General features: G+C 62.2%; 18 protein-coding genes and 1 pseudogene. 9 read left to right on the top strand and 10 right to left on the bottom strand.

Translation table 11 applies throughout. From position 1 onward, the window contains the following. Positions 1 to 137: 137 nt before the first annotated feature. A complete protein-coding gene (locus CXP40_RS06475; protein ID WP_106733114.1) occupies positions 138 to 887 on the top strand; it encodes an AraC family transcriptional regulator in 750 nt (249 codons plus the stop codon). A 211-nt stretch (positions 888 to 1,098) separates the two neighbouring features. Here the strand turns inward: CXP40_RS06475 and lpcA are convergent, their stop codons facing one another. From lpcA to minC, 6 genes are all read right to left on the bottom strand, one after another. Beyond that, positions 1,099 to 1,686 carry a D-sedoheptulose 7-phosphate isomerase gene (gene lpcA / locus CXP40_RS06470; protein ID WP_037003644.1) on the bottom strand — a complete coding sequence of 196 codons (588 nt, stop codon included), beginning with the start codon at positions 1,684 to 1,686 and terminating at the stop codon, positions 1,099 to 1,101. 14 nt (positions 1,687 to 1,700) lie between these two features. Continuing rightward, on the bottom strand, positions 1,701 to 2,990 hold the full coding sequence (locus CXP40_RS06465; RefSeq protein ID WP_106733113.1) for a M18 family aminopeptidase: 1,290 nt from the start codon (positions 2,988 to 2,990) through the stop codon (positions 1,701 to 1,703). Between the two features lie 190 nt (positions 2,991 to 3,180). After that, complete coding sequence (locus tag CXP40_RS06460; protein ID WP_106733112.1) at positions 3,181 to 3,816, bottom strand: RluA family pseudouridine synthase; 636 nt, start codon at positions 3,814 to 3,816, stop codon at positions 3,181 to 3,183. A 259-nt stretch (positions 3,817 to 4,075) separates the two neighbouring features. Continuing rightward, positions 4,076 to 4,330, bottom strand: a complete 255-nt coding sequence (gene minE, locus CXP40_RS06455; RefSeq protein WP_004423407.1) for a cell division topological specificity factor MinE — start codon at positions 4,328 to 4,330, stop codon at positions 4,076 to 4,078. Next, positions 4,327 to 5,142: a septum site-determining protein MinD gene (gene minD, locus CXP40_RS06450; RefSeq protein WP_037003648.1), complete on the bottom strand. Its 816-nt coding sequence runs from the start codon at positions 5,140 to 5,142 to the stop codon at positions 4,327 to 4,329. The genes minE and minD overlap by 4 nt, the downstream gene beginning before the upstream one ends. 99 nt (positions 5,143 to 5,241) lie before the next feature. Continuing rightward, positions 5,242 to 5,970 carry a septum site-determining protein MinC gene (gene minC, locus CXP40_RS06445; RefSeq protein ID WP_106733111.1) on the bottom strand — a complete coding sequence of 243 codons (729 nt, stop codon included), beginning with the start codon at positions 5,968 to 5,970 and terminating at the stop codon, positions 5,242 to 5,244. Between the two features lie 217 nt (positions 5,971 to 6,187). On the opposite strand from minC, the gene CXP40_RS06440 reads away from it, so the two are divergent. Then, entirely contained in the window at positions 6,188 to 7,120 is a 933-nt protein-coding gene (locus CXP40_RS06440) for a lipid A biosynthesis lauroyl acyltransferase (RefSeq protein ID WP_106733110.1), read from the top strand. Between the two features lie 179 nt (positions 7,121 to 7,299). Continuing rightward, positions 7,300 to 8,480: pseudogene (locus tag CXP40_RS06435) on the top strand (patatin-like phospholipase family protein). 6 nt (positions 8,481 to 8,486) lie between these two features. Here CXP40_RS06435 and CXP40_RS06430 read toward each other — a convergent pair. The 4 genes from CXP40_RS06430 to CXP40_RS06415 all read right to left on the bottom strand — a co-directional run bounded on the left by CXP40_RS06430 (position 8,487) and on the right by CXP40_RS06415 (position 11,893). Beyond that, a complete protein-coding gene (locus CXP40_RS06430; RefSeq protein ID WP_106733109.1) occupies positions 8,487 to 9,341 on the bottom strand; it encodes a pirin family protein in 855 nt (284 codons plus the stop codon). Between the two features lie 109 nt (positions 9,342 to 9,450). Continuing rightward, positions 9,451 to 10,221, bottom strand: a complete 771-nt coding sequence (locus CXP40_RS06425) for a VacJ family lipoprotein (protein WP_106733108.1) — start codon at positions 10,219 to 10,221, stop codon at positions 9,451 to 9,453. Then, entirely contained in the window at positions 10,214 to 11,512 is a 1,299-nt protein-coding gene (locus CXP40_RS06420) for a serine/threonine protein kinase (protein ID WP_106733107.1), read from the bottom strand. The genes CXP40_RS06425 and CXP40_RS06420 overlap by 8 nt, the downstream gene beginning before the upstream one ends. Before the next feature lie 156 nt (positions 11,513 to 11,668). Continuing rightward, on the bottom strand, positions 11,669 to 11,893 hold the full coding sequence (locus tag CXP40_RS06415; RefSeq protein ID WP_099522227.1) for a DUF2061 domain-containing protein: 225 nt from the start codon (positions 11,891 to 11,893) through the stop codon (positions 11,669 to 11,671). Between the two features lie 192 nt (positions 11,894 to 12,085). Here CXP40_RS06415 and CXP40_RS06410 point away from each other — a divergent pair, with 192 nt between their 5' ends. The 6 genes from CXP40_RS06410 (at position 12,086) to CXP40_RS06385 (ending at position 15,817) form a co-directional block, all read left to right on the top strand. Continuing rightward, positions 12,086 to 12,415: a DHCW motif cupin fold protein gene (locus CXP40_RS06410; protein ID WP_017677986.1), complete on the top strand. Its 330-nt coding sequence runs from the start codon at positions 12,086 to 12,088 to the stop codon at positions 12,413 to 12,415. 6 nt (positions 12,416 to 12,421) lie between these two features. After that, entirely contained in the window at positions 12,422 to 12,790 is a 369-nt protein-coding gene (locus CXP40_RS06405; RefSeq protein ID WP_106733106.1) for a DUF2784 domain-containing protein, read from the top strand. A gap of 105 nt (positions 12,791 to 12,895) precedes the next feature. After that, positions 12,896 to 13,708 carry an SDR family oxidoreductase gene (locus CXP40_RS06400; protein ID WP_106733105.1) on the top strand — a complete coding sequence of 271 codons (813 nt, stop codon included), beginning with the start codon at positions 12,896 to 12,898 and terminating at the stop codon, positions 13,706 to 13,708. 100 nt (positions 13,709 to 13,808) lie between these two features. Then, positions 13,809 to 14,972, top strand: a complete 1,164-nt coding sequence (locus tag CXP40_RS06395; RefSeq protein WP_106733104.1) for a CynX/NimT family MFS transporter — start codon at positions 13,809 to 13,811, stop codon at positions 14,970 to 14,972. A 74-nt stretch (positions 14,973 to 15,046) separates the two neighbouring features. Next, the gene (locus tag CXP40_RS06390) at positions 15,047 to 15,475 is read left to right on the top strand and encodes a hypothetical protein (protein ID WP_106733103.1); all 429 of its coding nucleotides are present in this window, start codon (positions 15,047 to 15,049) and stop codon (positions 15,473 to 15,475) included. 9 nt (positions 15,476 to 15,484) lie between these two features. Further along, a complete protein-coding gene (locus CXP40_RS06385) occupies positions 15,485 to 15,817 on the top strand; it encodes a YnfA family protein (protein ID WP_106733102.1) in 333 nt (110 codons plus the stop codon). Positions 15,818 to 15,863: the final 46 nt, after the last annotated feature.

Raw genomic sequence — 15,863 nt, 5'->3', positions numbered from 1 at the left:
AGCCAGCGGGTATTCGGAGATGCGATTTGGTGCATGGGTTGCTATAGGTGCAACCATTTCGCTGATGGGTGGTTGCGGCGTTTTCTGTTGGAAAGGAGTAAAGTGCAACCCTTGTTTCGTGCCGCCAGTCTTTTGCGATGTTGCAAGCCCGTGTGATCCGCCTGGATGAACAGGCCCATGAACATGCCCATGATCATCATCAACTGGTGATGTCTCTGGTCGGCCGCGCCGAATTCGAAGTCGGCGGTCGTGGTGGAGAAGTCTGCCGCATGCGTGCCTGCCTGGTACCGGGCGATGCCGCTCACCAGTTCGCTGGCATGGGGGACAACCGCATGCTGATCCTCGATCTGGACGAGCAGGACACCCCCAGCGAAGACCTGGAACTGCTCCACCGTCTGTTCGAAACGCCTCGCTATCCCGCCCTCGATGTCGATTTCCAGCACCTGCTGACCTATGCCGGCGCGGAGCTGGAGCGCTATGGCAGCGACTCGATTCTGGCACGCTCGCTTGGCGGCGTGTTGCTCCGCGCTCTGCATCTGCGCCTGTTCGGCGAGCAGCGCAGGCAGCCGCAAGGGGCAATGGACCTGCAGCGCCTGGATGATTACATCGGTGAGCATCTGGCGCGGCGCATCAGTGTCGCCGAGCTGGCACACGAAATGTGCCTGAGCCCCAGCCACTTCCATGCCCAGTTCAAGGACAGCGTCGGCCTCACGCCGCACCAGTATCTGCTCCAGACCCGCCTGGACCGCGCCGCGCGCATGCTGCGCGAAAGCAATCTGCCATTGGTGCGTATCGCCGAGGAATGCGGTTTCTCCAGCCAGAGTGCGCTGACCACGGCCATGCGCCGCTATATGGGCCTGACCCCGAAACGCCTGCGCGCCGCCTGACTCGCTCCTACAGGGCTGGCAGTTCAGGAGAGTGGCGCCTGTCACCTTGTTGAACACGCCACCACATCAGCAGCGGCGTAACCCAGCATTGGCGCAACGCCGAAGATCGCTCAATCGAGTAGGGTGGGCTTCAGCCCGCCAGTCAGCCCACATGTCATTTAAGCCGACGATGGGCTGAAGCGGATCGCCGCCCGGCCCACCCTACCCATTCTCAGGCGTAGTTCTGCGGGCTCAGCTTGCGCTCGATCAGCTCGATGAGGATGTGCAGGGTCTTGATGTGCAGTTCCTGCACGCGGTCGGCGAAGTCGCCGCCAGGGGCACAGATGCACACGTCGGCCAGGCTTTCCAGCAGCGAGCCGGGCTTGCCGGTCAGGGCGATCACCTTCACGCCTAACGTCTTGGCCGCTTCGGCGGCTTTCACCACGTTGGGGCTCTTGCCGCTGGTGCTGATGGCGATCAGCACGTCACCTGCGCGGCCGTGAGACTCGATGTAGCGCGAGAAGATGAAATCATAGCCAAAGTCATTGGCCACGCAGCTGATATGGCTGGGGTCGCTGATCGACACGGCGGCGATGCCGGGACGGTTCTTGCGGTAGCGCCCGGTCAGTTCCTCGGCGAAGTGCATGGCGTCGCACATCGAGCCGCCATTACCACAGGAAAAGGCCTTGCCCTTGTTCTCGAAGCTCTCGACCAGCAGTTCGGCTGCCTTCTGGATGTTGCCCAGGGTCTGCTCGTTGGCAAGGAAGGCCTCCAGCGCGCGCTGGGCTTCCTGCAGGCTGTTGCGGATATGTTCGATCATCGCGTCTCAGAACCTCAAGGGAGTTCAGGGCTGGAATAGAAGGCGGTCAGCACTTTCACCAGGTGATCCAGATCATGGCTGCCGGCCAGTTCGCGGATCGAGTGCATGGCGAAGGTGGGCAGGCCGATGTCGACCGTGCGCACGCCGAGCTGGCTGGCGGTGATCGGGCCGATGGTCGAGCCGCAGCCCATGTCGCTGCGTACCACGAAACTCTGCACCGGCACTTCGTTTTCCAGGCACAGGTGGCGGAAGAAACCGGCGGTCTCGCTGTTGGTGGCGTAGCGCTGGTTGCTGTTGATCTTGATCACCGGGCCGGCGTTGAGTTTGGGTCCGTGGTTGCCGTCGTGCTTGTCGGCGTAGTTCGGATGTACGCCATGGGCGTTGTCGGCCGACACCAACAACGAGCGCTGGATGGCGCGGACGAAGGCGTCGCCTTCCGGCAGCACGCGGCGCAGCACCTGTTCGAGGAAGGGGCCGTCGGCGCCACAGGCGGAGCAGGAGCCGACTTCTTCGTGGTCGGTGCAGACCAGTACGCAGGTTTCCTCGTCATCGGATTCGATCAGCGCCTGCAGGCCGGCGTAGCAGGACAGCAGGTTGTCCAGGCGTGCGCTGGCGATGAAATCCTGGTTGAGGCCGACGATGGCAGCGCTCTGGGTGTCGTAGAAGCTCAGTTCATAGTCCAGCACCGCGTCCGGGTTGAAGTCGTGCTCCATGGCCAACTGCTCGGCGAGCAGCGCGCGGAAGTCGGCGGTTTCGCTGCTGGCCAGTTGGGCCAGGATCGGTGGTAGCTCGTTCTGCGGGTTGATCGCCCAGCCCTGGTTAGCCTCGCGGTTGAGGTGGATGGCCAGGCTGGGGATCACGGCGATGGGCTGGTAGAAGTCGATCAGTTGGCTTTCGACCTTGCCGTCGCGGCGGTAGGTCACGCGGCCAGCCAGCGACAGGTCACGGTCGAACCAGGGGGCGAGCAGGGCGCCGCCGTAGACTTCCACGCCGAGCTGGAAGAAGCCCTGGCGCTGTAGTTCCGGGTTTGGCTTGACGCGCAGGCAGGGGCTGTCGGTATGTGCACCGACCAGGCGAATGCCGCCGTCGACGGCCGGGCGCTTGCCCAGCTTGAAAGCGATGATCGAGGAGTCGTTGCGGGTCACGTAGTAGCGGCCGCCGGCTTCGGTCTGCCAGGGCGCGCGTTCGTCTAGATGGCGGTAACCCGCGGCTTCCAGGCGCATGGCCAGGCTGGTGGTGGCATGGAAAGGCGTCGGCGAGGCGTTGAGAAAATCGAGCAAGCCTTGGATCAGTTCTTCGCGCATAGGGACTCCGGGCAACGATGGCGCGAGTGTAACCAATTTGCATCGCGCTGTGCCGGCTGCGCACTTGTTTGGGGCGATAGTTTCAGACTATATGCGGGTAGGGTGAGCTGCGCGTTTGCTGACTGAGATTGCCCCGTCGCCTTTGCTGGTGCGCATTACGCACCCTACGGGGCGTGAGGGGCGGGAGTTATCAGAACGGCGCCGAGCATTCGAAGCGCAGACGTTCGCCCGTTTGCGGATGGGTGAGGGCGAGCATGCTGGCGTGCAGGCACAGCCGTTCATGGGCTGCCAGGGCCTGCTGATGGGCGTAGAGACGATCGCCCAGCAGCGGATGACCGATGGACAGCATATGCACGCGCAATTGGTGCGAGCGGCCGGTGATCGGAGTGAGCTCGACACGGCACCAGTCGCCGCAGCGCTCGACGATGCGCCAGTGGGTCAGGGCATGCTTGCCCAGTTCGTGATCGACGACGTGGCGTGGTTTGGTCGGCGGGTCATAGCGCAGCGGCAGATCGATGCTGCCGCTATCGGCCTGCGGCTGGCCCCAGCACAGGGCGGTGTAGGCCTTCTCGGTTTCGCGGTCGTGGAACTGGCGCGACAGCTCGCGGTGGCTGTCGGCATCGCGGGCCAGGACGATGATGCCGGAGGTCTCCCAGTCCAGCCGATGGACGATGCGCGCCTCGGGGTAGCCGTTTTCCTGCAGGCGGGTGACCAGGCAATCCTTGTTGTCATCGGCGCGGCCAGGCACCGACAGCAGCAGGGTGGGCTTGTTGATCACCAGCAGGGCGGCGTCCTGGTGGAGAATTTCGATCTGACTTAGCGGCATGGGGCGTTCTGGTTGGATTGGGCGATAAAAGCGAATGGCGGCCGTAAGGCCGCCATTCGCATGATCCGGTTAAAAATCTATCTTGGGCGCTGCGAGCTAGAGCCATGCAAGGCAAAAACAGGCGAGGAAGCGGATTTACATGAGCATTACTCGCTTCGCTCGCCCTTCGGGCCGCGCTGAAGCGCGTTAGCCGCAAGCGGCTTGCCGAGTCTGTTTTTAACGCAGCAGGGCCGACGCGCAGCAAGTCCAAATAGATTTTTCAGCGATCCGGCAGGGTAATGTTCAGCTCCAGAATCGAGCAGCTGCCCTGGTTTTCCAGTGCAACCTGTACCTGGTCAGAGTCGATGTTGACGTACTTGCGGATCACTTCCACCAACTCCTGCTGCAGGGCAGGCAGGTAGTCCGGCTGAGTACGCTGGCCACGTTCGTGGGCAACGATGATCTGCAGGCGCTCTTTGGCGATGGATGCGGTGGTTTCCTTCTTGCGCGAACGCAAGAAGTCAAAAATATTCATTCTCGACCTCCAAACAGGCGCTGCAGGAAGCCCTGCTTCTTCACATCCAGGAAGCGGTGCGCGACTTCCTTGCCAAGCAGGCGATCAACAGCGTCGCTGTAGGCCTGGCCGGCATCGCTCTGGTCATCAAGGATGACCGGGATGCCCTGGTTGGATGCCTTGAGCACGGCCTGGGATTCGGGGATCACGCCGAGCAGGCGGATGGCGAGGATTTCCTCGACGTCTTCGACGCCGAGCATTTCGCCCTTGGTGACACGCTCGGGGTTGTAGCGGGTCAGCAGCAGATGTTCCTTGATCGGCTCTTCGCCTTTCTCGGCGCGGCGCGACTTGCTCGCCAGCAGGCCGAGCATGCGGTCGGAGTCACGTACCGAGGACACTTCCGGGTTGGTCACGACGATGGCTTCGTCGGCGAAATACATCGCCAGGTGTGCACCCTTCTCGATACCAGCAGGCGAGTCGCAGACCACGTATTCGAAATTCTGCGACAGCTCGGAGATGACCTTCTCGACGCCTTCCAGAGTCAGGGCGTCCTTGTCACGGGTCTGGCTGGCGGCCAGCACGTAGAGGTTCTCGAGGCGCTTGTCCTTGATCAGGGCCTGGGTCAGGGTGGCTTCGCCATTGACGACGTTGACGAAGTCGTACACCACTCGGCGTTCGCAGCCCATGATCAGGTCGAGGTTACGCAGGCCGACGTCGAAGTCGACGATGACGGTCTTGTGGCCGCGCAGGGCGAGACCGGTACCGATGGCAGCGCTGGTGGTGGTTTTACCGACGCCACCTTTGCCGGAAGTGACTACGAGGATCTTGGCCAAGGTGATTCACCCCAAAAAATTAAAAAACGCGGGAATCTGAGGCCATTCGAGGCTTCCAGATGCCCTTTTTGTGTCCGTAAAAAGTGGCGGAAGTATCCGTTAAAGGCGGGTGATGTTCAACACGTCACCCGACAGACTGACCTGTATCGCATCGCCCCACAGCGGGTCGCGGCGCAGGTCTTCGGCGACCTTGTAATGGCCGGCGATCGACAGCATTTCGGCGCCCATTTGCTGACAGAAAATCCGTGCCTTGGTGTTGCCCTTGATGCCCGCGAGGGCGCGGCCGCGCATGGGCGCGTAAACATGGATGTTGCCATCGGCGAGAAGTTCCGCTCCGGCGCTGACCGGCGCCAGCACGATCAGATCGCCACCCTGGGCATAGACCTGCTGCCCGCCGCGCACCGGGCTGGTGATGATGCGGCTGGGTTTGTGCTCGGGTTCGGCGGGCTTTTCTTCGATTTTTTTCGGCGCTGGATCGAGAGGGCGTTCGCGTGCGCCGGATGGCGGCAGTACTGGCAGATCCATGGCTTCGGCCGCGGCAACGTCGCTTTCACGTGAGGCGCGGATGGCCAGGGTACGCAGGCCGTGGCGGCGGCAGACGGCCATCAGCTCGGCCAGGTCCAGCTCGCCTTCGCCCTCCGGCAATTTGTCCAGCGCCAGCACCAGCGGCGTGTTGCTGAAGAAGGCTGGGGCTTGGGCGACTTTTTCCGTCAGTTGCGCGTCGAGGCGTTCGAGGTCGTTGTGCGCCAGTTCCATCACAGTGATGGCGAGCATGCTGCCCTTGAGCTGGAATACGGGGTCTTGGGCGAGGAGGTCGGCTTGGCTCATGGTGGTGCGATGGGCCTTCTGGCGAGTCGAAAGATGCCCGGACTTATAACGAGATAGCCCGCATGCCGCAAGCCACGTGCGTCAGCCAGGTAGGGGCAAGGTGAAAGCTTGGCTGTCGATTCGCTGTCGTGACCTGCTCTGACGGCTGTGATGCCAGCGAGCCGGTCGGGCAAACTGCGTTAGAATGCGCGGCTTTGTAAGTGATCGGAAACCTTTCATGGATCGCCCCCGCTTTCGCGCCTATTTTCTTCATCCGCGCTTCTGGCCGCTCTGGCTTGGCTTTGGGCTGCTGTGGCTGGTGGTGCAGTTGCCTTATGGCTTGCAGTTGAGACTGGGGCGGGCACTGGGTTGGCTGATGTACCGCACGGCCAGCTCGCGTCGGCAGATCGCTGCGCGCAATCTGGAGCTGTGCTTTCCTGGCAAGAGCACCGCTGAGCGCGAGCGTTTGCTCAAGGAAAACTTCGCTTCCACCGGCATCGCCTTCTTCGAGATGGCCATGAGCTGGTGGTGGCCCAAGGCGCGCCTGGCTCGCCTGGCGCACGTCGAAGGCCTTGAGCATCTGCAGCAGGCGCGAGCCGAAGGGCAGGGGGTGATCCTCATGGCGGTGCACTTCACCACCCTGGAGATCGGTGCCGCGCTGCTCGGCCAATTGCACACCATCGACGGCATGTACCGCGAGCACGACAACCCGTTGTTCGACTTCATCCAGCGTCGTGGCCGCGAGCGCCACAACCTCGATGCAACCGCCATCGAGCGTGAGGATATTCGAGCGATGCTCAAGGTGCTGCGTGCCGGTCGCGCCATCTGGTATGCGCCGGATCAGGATTACGGTCGCAAGCAGAGCATTTTCGTGCCGTTGTTCGGCATCCAGGCGGCGACGGTTACCGCCACTACCAAGTTCGCTCGCCTGGGCAAGGCGCGTGTGGTGCCGTTCACTCAGCAGCGTTTGGCCGATGGCAGCGGTTATCGCCTGGTGATCCATCCGCCGCTCGAAGGCTTCCCGGGTGAAAGCGAAGAAGCCGATTGCCTGCGTATCAATCAGTGGGTCGAGCAGGCGGTCAGTGCTTGTCCGGAGCAGTACCTGTGGGCGCACCGCCGCTTCAAGACGCGTCCCGAGGGAGAGCAGAAGCTCTACGGTAAGCGCAAGTAGCAGGCTGTTGAAAAACTACCTGCGTTGGCAATGCTGCGTAAAAAACGGCCTCAAAATGCTCATTTACAACGCGTAAACTGCGCTTTTTCGGCCGTTTTTGCCTAGCCTTGCCTGCCTCGCCTATGTTTTTCAACGGCCTGCTAGCCCATCTATACTGCAACGAAAAACAGGATCGCCTGATGACCGTGATTGCCCGTCCCGATGCGCCCGTTACCGGGTTGATCCTTTCTGGTGGTGGGGCACGGGCGGCCTATCAGGTGGGCGTGCTGTCGGCCATTGCCGACCTGTTGCCGGACGCCTCGCACAACCCCTTTCCGGTGATAGTTGGCACCTCGGCCGGGGCGATCAATGCTGTCAGTTTGGCCTGTGGCGCACTGCAGTTCGGCGAGGCGGTACGGCGCCTGACCACGGTCTGGCAAGGCTTTCATACCCACATGGTGTACCGCAGCGACTGGCCGGGCGTGCTGCGCCAGGCGGCACGCTTCGTTGGCCACAGCTTGCTCGGTCTGGGGCGCGATGTGCCGGTGGCCTTGCTCGACAGTTCGCCATTGCGCGAGTTGCTGGAGCGCGAGCTGGATTTCTCCGGTATCGCGGCGGCGGTGCGCCATCGCCAACTGCGTGCCGTGGCGGTGACGGCCTTCGGTTACGAAAGCGGCCAAGCAATGACCTTCTACCAAGGCCGCGCCACCATCGACCCCTGGTTCCGCCACCGCCGCGTGGGTGTGCCGACGCGGTTGCAACTCGACCACCTGCTGGCTAGCGCGTCGATCCCGCTGATCTTTCCGCCGGTAAAGATCAATCGCGAATATTTCGGTGACGGTGCGGTGCGCCAGGCAGCCCCAATCAGCCCCGCGCTGCACCTTGGCGCCAGCCGCGTGCTGGTGATTGGCGTCAGCGGCAACGCGCACGGTGATCCGCAAGTGCCTGCTCCGGTCAACCCTGCCAATCGCCCGCCGAGCTTGGCACAGATCGGTGGGCATATGCTCAACAGCACCTTCATCGACAACCTGGAAGCCGATATCGAGCTGCTCGAACGGCTCAACCAGATGAGCGCCCTGGTGCCGCCTGAGCGGCGCCCGCGCAACTTGGGTTTGAATCCGGTGGATGTGCTGGTGATCGCGCCGAGCCAGCCGCTGGACCAGATAGCCGCGCGCCATCAGCGTGAGCTGCCCAAGGCGCTGCGACTGTTTCTGCGCGGGCCGGGTGCGACCAAGGCGGGTGGGGCGGGCGTGCTCAGTTACCTGCTGTTCGAGCCTGGCTATTCAGTGAACTGATCGAACTAGGCTATCAGGACGCGATGACGCGCAAGGCCGACCTCTGCCGTTTCCTTGGCTTGACCGAGGTCGTCCAGTCCGCCTGATTCAGCTCAGGCCAGCACGCCATCACGAAAATCGCGCAGTGCCTGCTCGATTTCCTCGCGGCTGTTCATCACGAACGGCCCGTACTGGACGATGGGCTCGTTCAGCGGTGTGCCGGCGATTAGCAGCACTCGTGCGCCCTGGGCGCTGGCCAGGTGCAGCTCACCCTCGTCGGACAGGCGCACCAGGTGCCCGGCTCTGACCGGTTGAGCGCTCGCCCCAGGCAGCTCCAGCAAACCCTGGTAGACGTAGAGCATCACCCGCTGACCATCGGCCAGGCGCGGTGAAATCTGGCTGCCGGCTGGCAGATTCAGGTCGAACAGCTGAGGCTGGGTATGCGGACGTTGCACGGCGCCAGCCTGGCGGATATCGCCGTCATCGAACTCACCGGCGATCACCACCACCTCGGCACCGGACGCTGTGTTGATGCGCGGGATCTCGCTGGCTGGAATGTCGCGATAGCCCGCTTCGCCCAGCTTGTCCTTGGCTGGCAGGTTGAGCCACAGCTGGAAGCCGCGCATGGCACCGGACTCCTGCTCGGGCATCTCGCTGTGGATGATGCCGCGCGCAGCGGTCATCCACTGCACGCCGCCGCTGCCGAGCAGACCGGCGTTGCCCAGGTGATCCTCATGGCGCATGCGCCCCTCGAGCATGTAGGTGATGGTCTCGAAGCCACGATGCGGGTGCGGCGGGAAGCCGGCGATGTAGTCGTCGGGATTGTCGGTGGAAAACTCGTCGAGCATCAGAAACGGATCGAAGCGCTCCAGGCCGGGGCCGCCGATCACGCGGTTGAGGCGCACACCGGCGCCGTCGGAGGCAGGTTGGCCGGGCTGGATGCTGATGACGCGGCGTTGCGAGGTCATGGCGAGCTCCTTGAAAGGTAGGAATGACGCCATGCTAGTCGCATTGAATCGATATTTTGGTGGAAAATTTACGGGTTATGCATCGATAAAATCGATGCATAACCCTGGCTCAGTCGGCAATCTTCAACTTGCGCGACTCGTGGTAGAAGAAGCGCAGCTTCTCGTACTCGAATGGCGAGTTCAGCTGGCCGTAGCGGAAGCCGGTATTGGCGCGGGTATCGACCACGCGCAGCACGGTAATGCCGGGGTTGCTGCGGCTGGCGTCGGCCACATCGAGGTAGTTGACCGCATTCTCCAGGCTGTAATCCGCCACCAGGCCACTGGTGTCGCGCAGGTTCGACGGGCCGAGCAGCGGCAGCATCAGGTACGGGCCGGCGGGCACGCCGTAGTAACCCAGCGTCTGGCCGAAGTCTTCGCTCAGGCGCGGCAGGCCCATCTTCGTCGCTGGGTCCCAGACGCCGCCCACCCCGAGGATGGTGTTGAACAGCAAGCGAGCGGTGCTGTTCATCGCCCGCTTGCCCTTGAGCTGCAGCACGCTGTTGGCCAGCGTGGGAATCTCGCCGAGGTTGTTGAAGAAGTTGTGCACGCCGGTCTGCACCAGATTGGGCGTGACGTAGCGGTAGCCGTCGACCACGGGCAGGAACACCCACTGATCGAAACGGTAGTTGAAGTGGTAGACGCGGCGGTTCCACGACTCCAGTGGGTCATAGACCTGCAGGGCATCGCTGGAGGCGCGTTCGAACTCTTGTTGATCCAACCCAGGGTTGAATTGCAGGTTCTGCAACGGATTGGTGAAACCGTCTGCGTCGACCTGGCCTTCGGCCAGTGTCTGCCCGCTGGCCAGTAGCAGGGCGAGAATAAGAGTGCTGTGCTTAACCACGGAAGAACTCCAGCATGGCGTCGCTGTTGACGCGATAGTTGAGGTTGCCGCAGTGCCCGCCACGCGGGTAAAGGGTCAGGCGGTCGCCGAAGGTGCGGCGCAGGAAGCCGATATCGCCTGGGCCGAGGATCAGGTCGTCGGCATTGTGCATCACCGAGACCTTGTCGCTGCCTTTGAGGTAGTCCTCCAGGGCGTAGAGGCTGCTCTTGTCGATCAACTGGTTGAGGCTGCCGCCGTCATAGCGCGCACGCCACATGGGCATCAGTTGTTCGGCGATGTAGCAGTCGAAGTCGCAGCGCAGAGCCATCTGGAAGAACGGCGTGAGGCTGGTGCTCTCGGTGATGCGGTAGTCGCGTGGAGTGATCAGGCCACGGCGGTTGAGCAGGTCCGAAGTGAAGACGATATCGGCAGACGAGAAGCGGAACGAGGTGCCGATCAGCATTGCCATCTGCTCGTCGGAGAGCTTTTCCTTGGATTGCTGGAAGTCGTAGAGCATGGCCTCGTTGATATCGAGGTAGCCCTTGTCGTTGAAGTAGCGAGTCAGCTTGCCCAGCACCAGATCATAGAAATTGGTGCTGTTGTCGATGCCTTGCACCTTGGTCTGCACCAGCTTGTCCAGGTTGCTGACAGAGGTGTAGAGGTTGACCGGCGGGTTGAGCAGCAGCACGCGTTTGAAATCGAAGGCACGCCGGGTTTCGTCCAGCTGGCTGACGAAGGCGGCATGCAGCGCCCCCAGGCTGTAGCCGGTCAGCAAGAACTCGCTGACCTCCAGCTTTGGATGCTGAGCACGCACGGCCTGCATGGCGCGGTACAGATCGTCGGCATCATCCGGGCTGTAGCCTGGCGTGGCCGAGCGCGAGGCAGCTGCCATGAAGTCGTAGCTGGTCGGTGACGACAGCTGCACGACATGGAAGCCAGCGCCGTAGAACAGCTTCTTCAGGTATTCGGTGGTGCCGCTGGCATAGTGCGCGCCGGTGCCGGAGATGATGAAAATCAGCGGCGCACGACCGTTCTGCTGGGCCAGGCGGTAACGCAGCTTGGTCACCGGCCAGAAGTTGTCCAGCAATTCGAACTCACGATCCGGGCGCAGGCGTACCGAGTAGTCGCGTTGCCGGATGTCGCCATCGGCCGGCAGCGTCGGGCGCAGCTCCGGCGGCGTGGTGGCGATGGTCGCCTCGAACGGGTTGGACAGTGGGTAGCCGTAGCTTTCGGCATCCACGTCGGCGGCCATCGCGGAGGCACAGAAGACCAGGCAGCCGAGCAAGGCGGCGAGTCGGGCAAGGCTGGGCATGTATTAAGTCCCTTTGAATAAGAGAACGTCTGGGTTGAGCAGCTGGCTTATGACAGCAGCAAGCGGGGCAAAGTGCCAGACTATCCTGCCTTATCTCAAGGAAACATGCGTAGCCGCAACAAGAGGCGCGCGACGACTGACTTCAGGCTTTTTCAATCAGGCGTGGTGGTGCAGCCAGGCATGCTTTGGGCGCTCTGCCGCAGGCTGACGACGGCGTTCGAAACGCTGCCAGACCTTCTCGTGAAAGTAGAAGCCCACCGAGTTGCACAGGGGCTCGATGGCCGCCACCATGCCGCTGGCTGCGACACTGCCAGTCAGGGCATAGGTAACGGCGAAGGCGATGCAGAAGTGCATGATGGTGAAGGTCAGGGTCTTGAGCATGATGCACCTCGTTGAGAATCATTTCGTCATGTAAGAGAGGCTAGTCCTGTTCGTCAGTGTCGGGAAATGTGGCCTTTGCATGGTATTGATAGTGTTGATCAATTGATTTTTGTTCTTAGAGAGTCTCTTTCTATTTATTTTGCCTCGGGGTGTCTGCGTTAAGGTGGCGCTCTCTTTCGGTGGAGTTGGGCGATGCAGATCAGTGATATTCCCTTTGGCGTAACGGACTGGGCTGCGATACCAGCGACCGAGCATCCGGGTGAGCGTGGCGTTGCACGTTGGCGTACTTGCCAGTTCGGTGCGCTGCGTGTGCGCATGGTCGAGTATTCGCCGGGCTACCTGGCCGATCATTGGTGCCGAAAAGGGCATGTGCTGTTGTGCCTGGAGGGAGAGCTGACCACCGAGCTTGAGGATGGCCGGGTATTCGTGCTCAAGCCTGGTATGAGTTATCAGGTGGCGGATGGGGCCGAGGCTCATCGTTCATCGACGATGTCTGGCGCACGCCTGTTCGTGGTGGACTAAGCCGCAATGCTTTGGCGCATGGCTGCCGATGCCCTGGTGCTGGTGCACCTGGGTTTCATCCTGTTCGTGCTACTAGGTGGCTTGTTGCTGCTGCGCTGGCCGCGTCTGATCTGGCTGCATATACCTGCAGTGGCCTGGGGCATCGTGGTGGAGTGTTTGCATCTGGGGTGTCCGCTGACGCCCTGGGAAAACCAGTTACGCCGTGCGGCCGGGCAGGCCGGCTATGACGGCGGCTTTATCGAGCATTACCTGATACCGCTGATCTATCCGGCCGGGCTCACGCCACAGATCCAGCTCTACCTGGGCGCGATCGTCGTATTGGTCAACCTGACCGTATACGCCTGGCTGATCTGGCGCTGGCGCAACAAGGCTTGATCGCGATTTGCCCTGCCTATTCATAAGTCTGATGAAGGCGCGGGTGCTTTATTGCCTTCGCTACACTGCCAATCATTTCAACCAAACATTGAAGGCAGGGCCGCTATGCAAAACCGCATGATGATCACTGGCGCGGGCTCCGGCCTGGGACGCGAAATTGCCCTGCGTTGGGCACGCGAGGGCTGGCGACTGGCGCTGGCCGACGTCAACGAGGCCGGCCTGGCGGAAACATTGAAACTGGTCCGTGAGGCTGGCGGTGATGGCTTCACCCGACGCTGCGACGTGCGTGACTACAGCCAGCTGACCGCTCTGGCGCAGGCCTGCGAGGAGCAGTTCGGTGGTATCGACATCATCGTCAATAACGCCGGTGTCGCCTCTGGCGGCTTTTTCAGCGAACTGTCGCTGGAGGACTGGGACTGGCAGATCTCGATCAACCTGATGGGCGTGGTCAAGGGCTGCAAGGCATTCCTGCCGCTGCTGGAAAAGAGCAAGGGCAAGATCGTCAACATCGCCTCGATGGCGGCGCTGATGCAGGGGCCGGGCATGAGCAACTACAACGTCGCCAAGGCCGGTGTAGTGGCGCTGTCGGAAAGTCTGCTGGTAGAGCTGCGTCAAATGGAGATCGGCGTGCACGTGGTCTGCCCATCCTTCTTCCAGACCAACCTGCTGGACTCCTTCCGTGGCCCGACTCCGGCGATGAAGGCCCAGGTCGGCAAGCTGCTGGAAAGCTCGCCGATCAGCGCGGCAGATATCGCCACTTACATTCATGACGAAGTGGCCAAGGGCAGCTTCCTGATTCTGCCGCATGAGATGGGCCGCATGGCCTGGGCACTGAAGCAGAAGAATCCGCAGGCGCTGTACGACGAGATGGCCAGCATGGCCGAAAAAATGCGCGGCAAGGTCAAATCGATCAGCTGACCACAGGGTCAGCTATTTTCACCGGCAGGCTTGCCTGGTGTGGCCTCCGGGGGTAGGGTGGCCGCCCCGGCCTGCCTGCCGTAATGACTTCGGATACCTCGTGAAACCAGTCCCTCGGGCCCTACTGCTAGTGGCCCTGGTGCTGGCGGCGATCAATTTGCGCCCCGGCATCACTTCCCTTGCACCGCTGATCGAACGCATCGCTGCAGAGCTGTCGCTGAGTCGCAGCTTCATCAGTCTGACCACGGCCTTGCCGGTGTTGTGCATGGGCCTGCTCGCGCCGCTGGCGCCGCGCCTGGCGATGCGCTGGGGGCTCGAGCGCACCATCGTGCTCTGCCTCGGGCTGATCGGCCTGGCGCTGCTGGCACGTCTGGCCGCGCACCAGAGTGCGGTGTTGATCGGCAGCGCCATTGCCCTCGGCGCTGCCATCGCGGTCGCCGGGCCGTTGTTGTCGGGATTCATCAAGCGTCACTTCGCCAGCCAGATGGGGCGCGTGGTGGGCTGGTATTCACTGGGCATGGCCATTGGCGGGGCCGGTGGCGCAGTGCTCACCGCGCCGGCCACCGCGTTGTTCGGTGACGCCTGGCACCTGGGCCTGGCGGTATGGGCGGCGCCTGCGCTGTTCGGGGTCATGCTCTGGCTGTGGCTGCCCAACCAGGCGGGTGCTGCCAATGAGCAGGAAAGCGGTGGCCTGCCCTGGCGGCAGCCGCGCGCGTGGCTGATCAGTTGCTTCTTCGCCATTCAAGCGGGCTTGTTCTATGCCATCGCGACCTGGGCTGTGGCGCGTTATCACGAAGCGGGGCTGAGCATGCTGCGCAGCAACTCGCTGCTCAGTCTGGCCATGCTCATGGGGCTGCCCAGCTCGTTCCTGCTGCCCTGGCTGGCGCAGCGCTACAACGCGCGTTATCCGCTACTGTTGGCTTGCGGTGCGGTCACCTGCGGTTGTCTGGCGATGGTCACCTTCATGCCGCGTTTCGTTCCGGAACTGTGGGCGGTGATCTTGGGTTTTTCGCTGGGTGGCTCCTTCGCCCTGTCGCTGGTGCTGCCGCTGTACGAGGCCGGTTCGCCAATGGCCGTCAGCCGCTGGACGGCGATGATGCTGTTCACCGGTTACAGCCTGGGTTGCCTGACGCCCATTCTCACCGGCTTGGCGCGCGACCTGTCCGGCAGCTACCGTCTGCCGTTTGCAGTGCTCACTGCGCTGGCGCTGGTGATGACGCTGGTGGCGTGGTTGCTGGGGCGTAGCAGGCGTCAGCCTCGCTGAAGAATTGGCAGCAGTTCCTTTCTTGCCCAGGCGTGCTGTGTTAGAAGGCGTTCTGCTTTTTCAGGAGTGCCGGTGTGGAGTCCGAATCCATCGTCTATGGCTGCATCCGCGACTGGCCCTCGGATGACCCCGAGCAACGTCGCCTGCGCCGTGAAACCAATCATGGCGTGCTGGCCGAATTGCCGGCCGGCGAGCTCTGGCCGTTTCTTGGTCGTGAAATGTTCTCCTTCTGCGACCAACCCGGTGCCGGCCTTTACCAGACCCAGGTGATCCACTTCGGCGCCAGCTATGGCGCGATCGAATACGAATGGAACCTGTGGATCGAAGCCTTCGAGGCGCTGCTCAAGCGTCTGTACTGGGCCAGCGCAGTGGTGCATCTGGAAACCGAACTCAACGGTATGCATACCTTTCGCTGGGAGTCCGATAGCGGCTTTCATAGTCCGCAGGAAGGTGGGCTACGCGTGCGTTGCGCTTGGGAGCGCGAAGGCGCCTTGCGCGGTTAGGGGGCGAGAATGATCAACTATCTATGGTTTCTGTTGGCGGCCCTGTTCGAGATCGCCGGTTGCTATGCCTTCTGGATGTGGCTGCGGCTCGATCGCAGCGCCTGGTGGATCGCTCCCGGGCTGCTAAGCCTGGCGCTGTTCGCGCTGATTCTGACCCGCGTCGAAGCCTCCTTCGCCGGTCGCGCTTATGCCGCCTATGGCGGTGTGTATATCGTCGCTTCGCTGTTGTGGCTGGCGCTGATCGAAAAGACCCGGCCAATGCTCAGCGACTGGTTGGGCGCTGCGCTCTGTCTGGCGGGTGCTTTGATCATCCTGCTGGGACCGCGGCTGCACTCATCCTGATCTGCTTATAAGCATCGGAAGTAAAAAGTTCCTTTGTCATCAAATC

Source organism: Pseudomonas sp. YY-1, from assembly GCF_002843095.1.
In the GTDB taxonomy this organism is placed as follows: domain Bacteria; phylum Pseudomonadota; class Gammaproteobacteria; order Pseudomonadales; family Pseudomonadaceae; genus Aquipseudomonas; species Aquipseudomonas sediminis_A.
Note: the sequence above shows the minus strand (reverse complement) of the source record. Positions and strands in the feature narration are given on the sequence as shown.

What these genes read in the sequence shown, in the direction of transcription:
- CXP40_RS06430 (WP_106733109.1), bottom strand. Translation starts at nt 9,341, where the DNA reads ATGACCTCGCAACGCCGCGTCATCAGCATCCAGCCCGGCCAACCTGCC.
- lpcA (WP_037003644.1), bottom strand. Translation starts at nt 1,686, where the DNA reads ATGATCGAACATATCCGCAACAGCCTGCAGGAAGCCCAGCGCGCGCTG.
- minC (WP_106733111.1), bottom strand. Translation starts at nt 5,970, where the DNA reads ATGAGCCAAGCCGACCTCCTCGCCCAAGACCCCGTATTCCAGCTCAAG.
- CXP40_RS06410 (WP_017677986.1), top strand. Translation starts at nt 12,086, where the DNA reads ATGCAGATCAGTGATATTCCCTTTGGCGTAACGGACTGGGCTGCGATA.
- CXP40_RS06420 (WP_106733107.1), bottom strand. Translation starts at nt 11,512, where the DNA reads ATGCCCAGCCTTGCCCGACTCGCCGCCTTGCTCGGCTGCCTGGTCTTC.
- minE (WP_004423407.1), bottom strand. Translation starts at nt 4,330, where the DNA reads ATGAATATTTTTGACTTCTTGCGTTCGCGCAAGAAGGAAACCACCGCA.
- CXP40_RS06400 (WP_106733105.1), top strand. Translation starts at nt 12,896, where the DNA reads ATGCAAAACCGCATGATGATCACTGGCGCGGGCTCCGGCCTGGGACGC.
- CXP40_RS06460 (WP_106733112.1), bottom strand. Translation starts at nt 3,816, where the DNA reads ATGCCGCTAAGTCAGATCGAAATTCTCCACCAGGACGCCGCCCTGCTG.
- CXP40_RS06465 (WP_106733113.1), bottom strand. Translation starts at nt 2,990, where the DNA reads ATGCGCGAAGAACTGATCCAAGGCTTGCTCGATTTTCTCAACGCCTCG.
- CXP40_RS06385 (WP_106733102.1), top strand. Translation starts at nt 15,485, where the DNA reads ATGATCAACTATCTATGGTTTCTGTTGGCGGCCCTGTTCGAGATCGCC.
- CXP40_RS06405 (WP_106733106.1), top strand. Translation starts at nt 12,422, where the DNA reads ATGCTTTGGCGCATGGCTGCCGATGCCCTGGTGCTGGTGCACCTGGGT.
- CXP40_RS06475 (WP_106733114.1), top strand. Translation starts at nt 138, where the DNA reads ATGTTGCAAGCCCGTGTGATCCGCCTGGATGAACAGGCCCATGAACAT.
- CXP40_RS06440 (WP_106733110.1), top strand. Translation starts at nt 6,188, where the DNA reads ATGGATCGCCCCCGCTTTCGCGCCTATTTTCTTCATCCGCGCTTCTGG.
- CXP40_RS06415 (WP_099522227.1), bottom strand. Translation starts at nt 11,893, where the DNA reads ATGCTCAAGACCCTGACCTTCACCATCATGCACTTCTGCATCGCCTTC.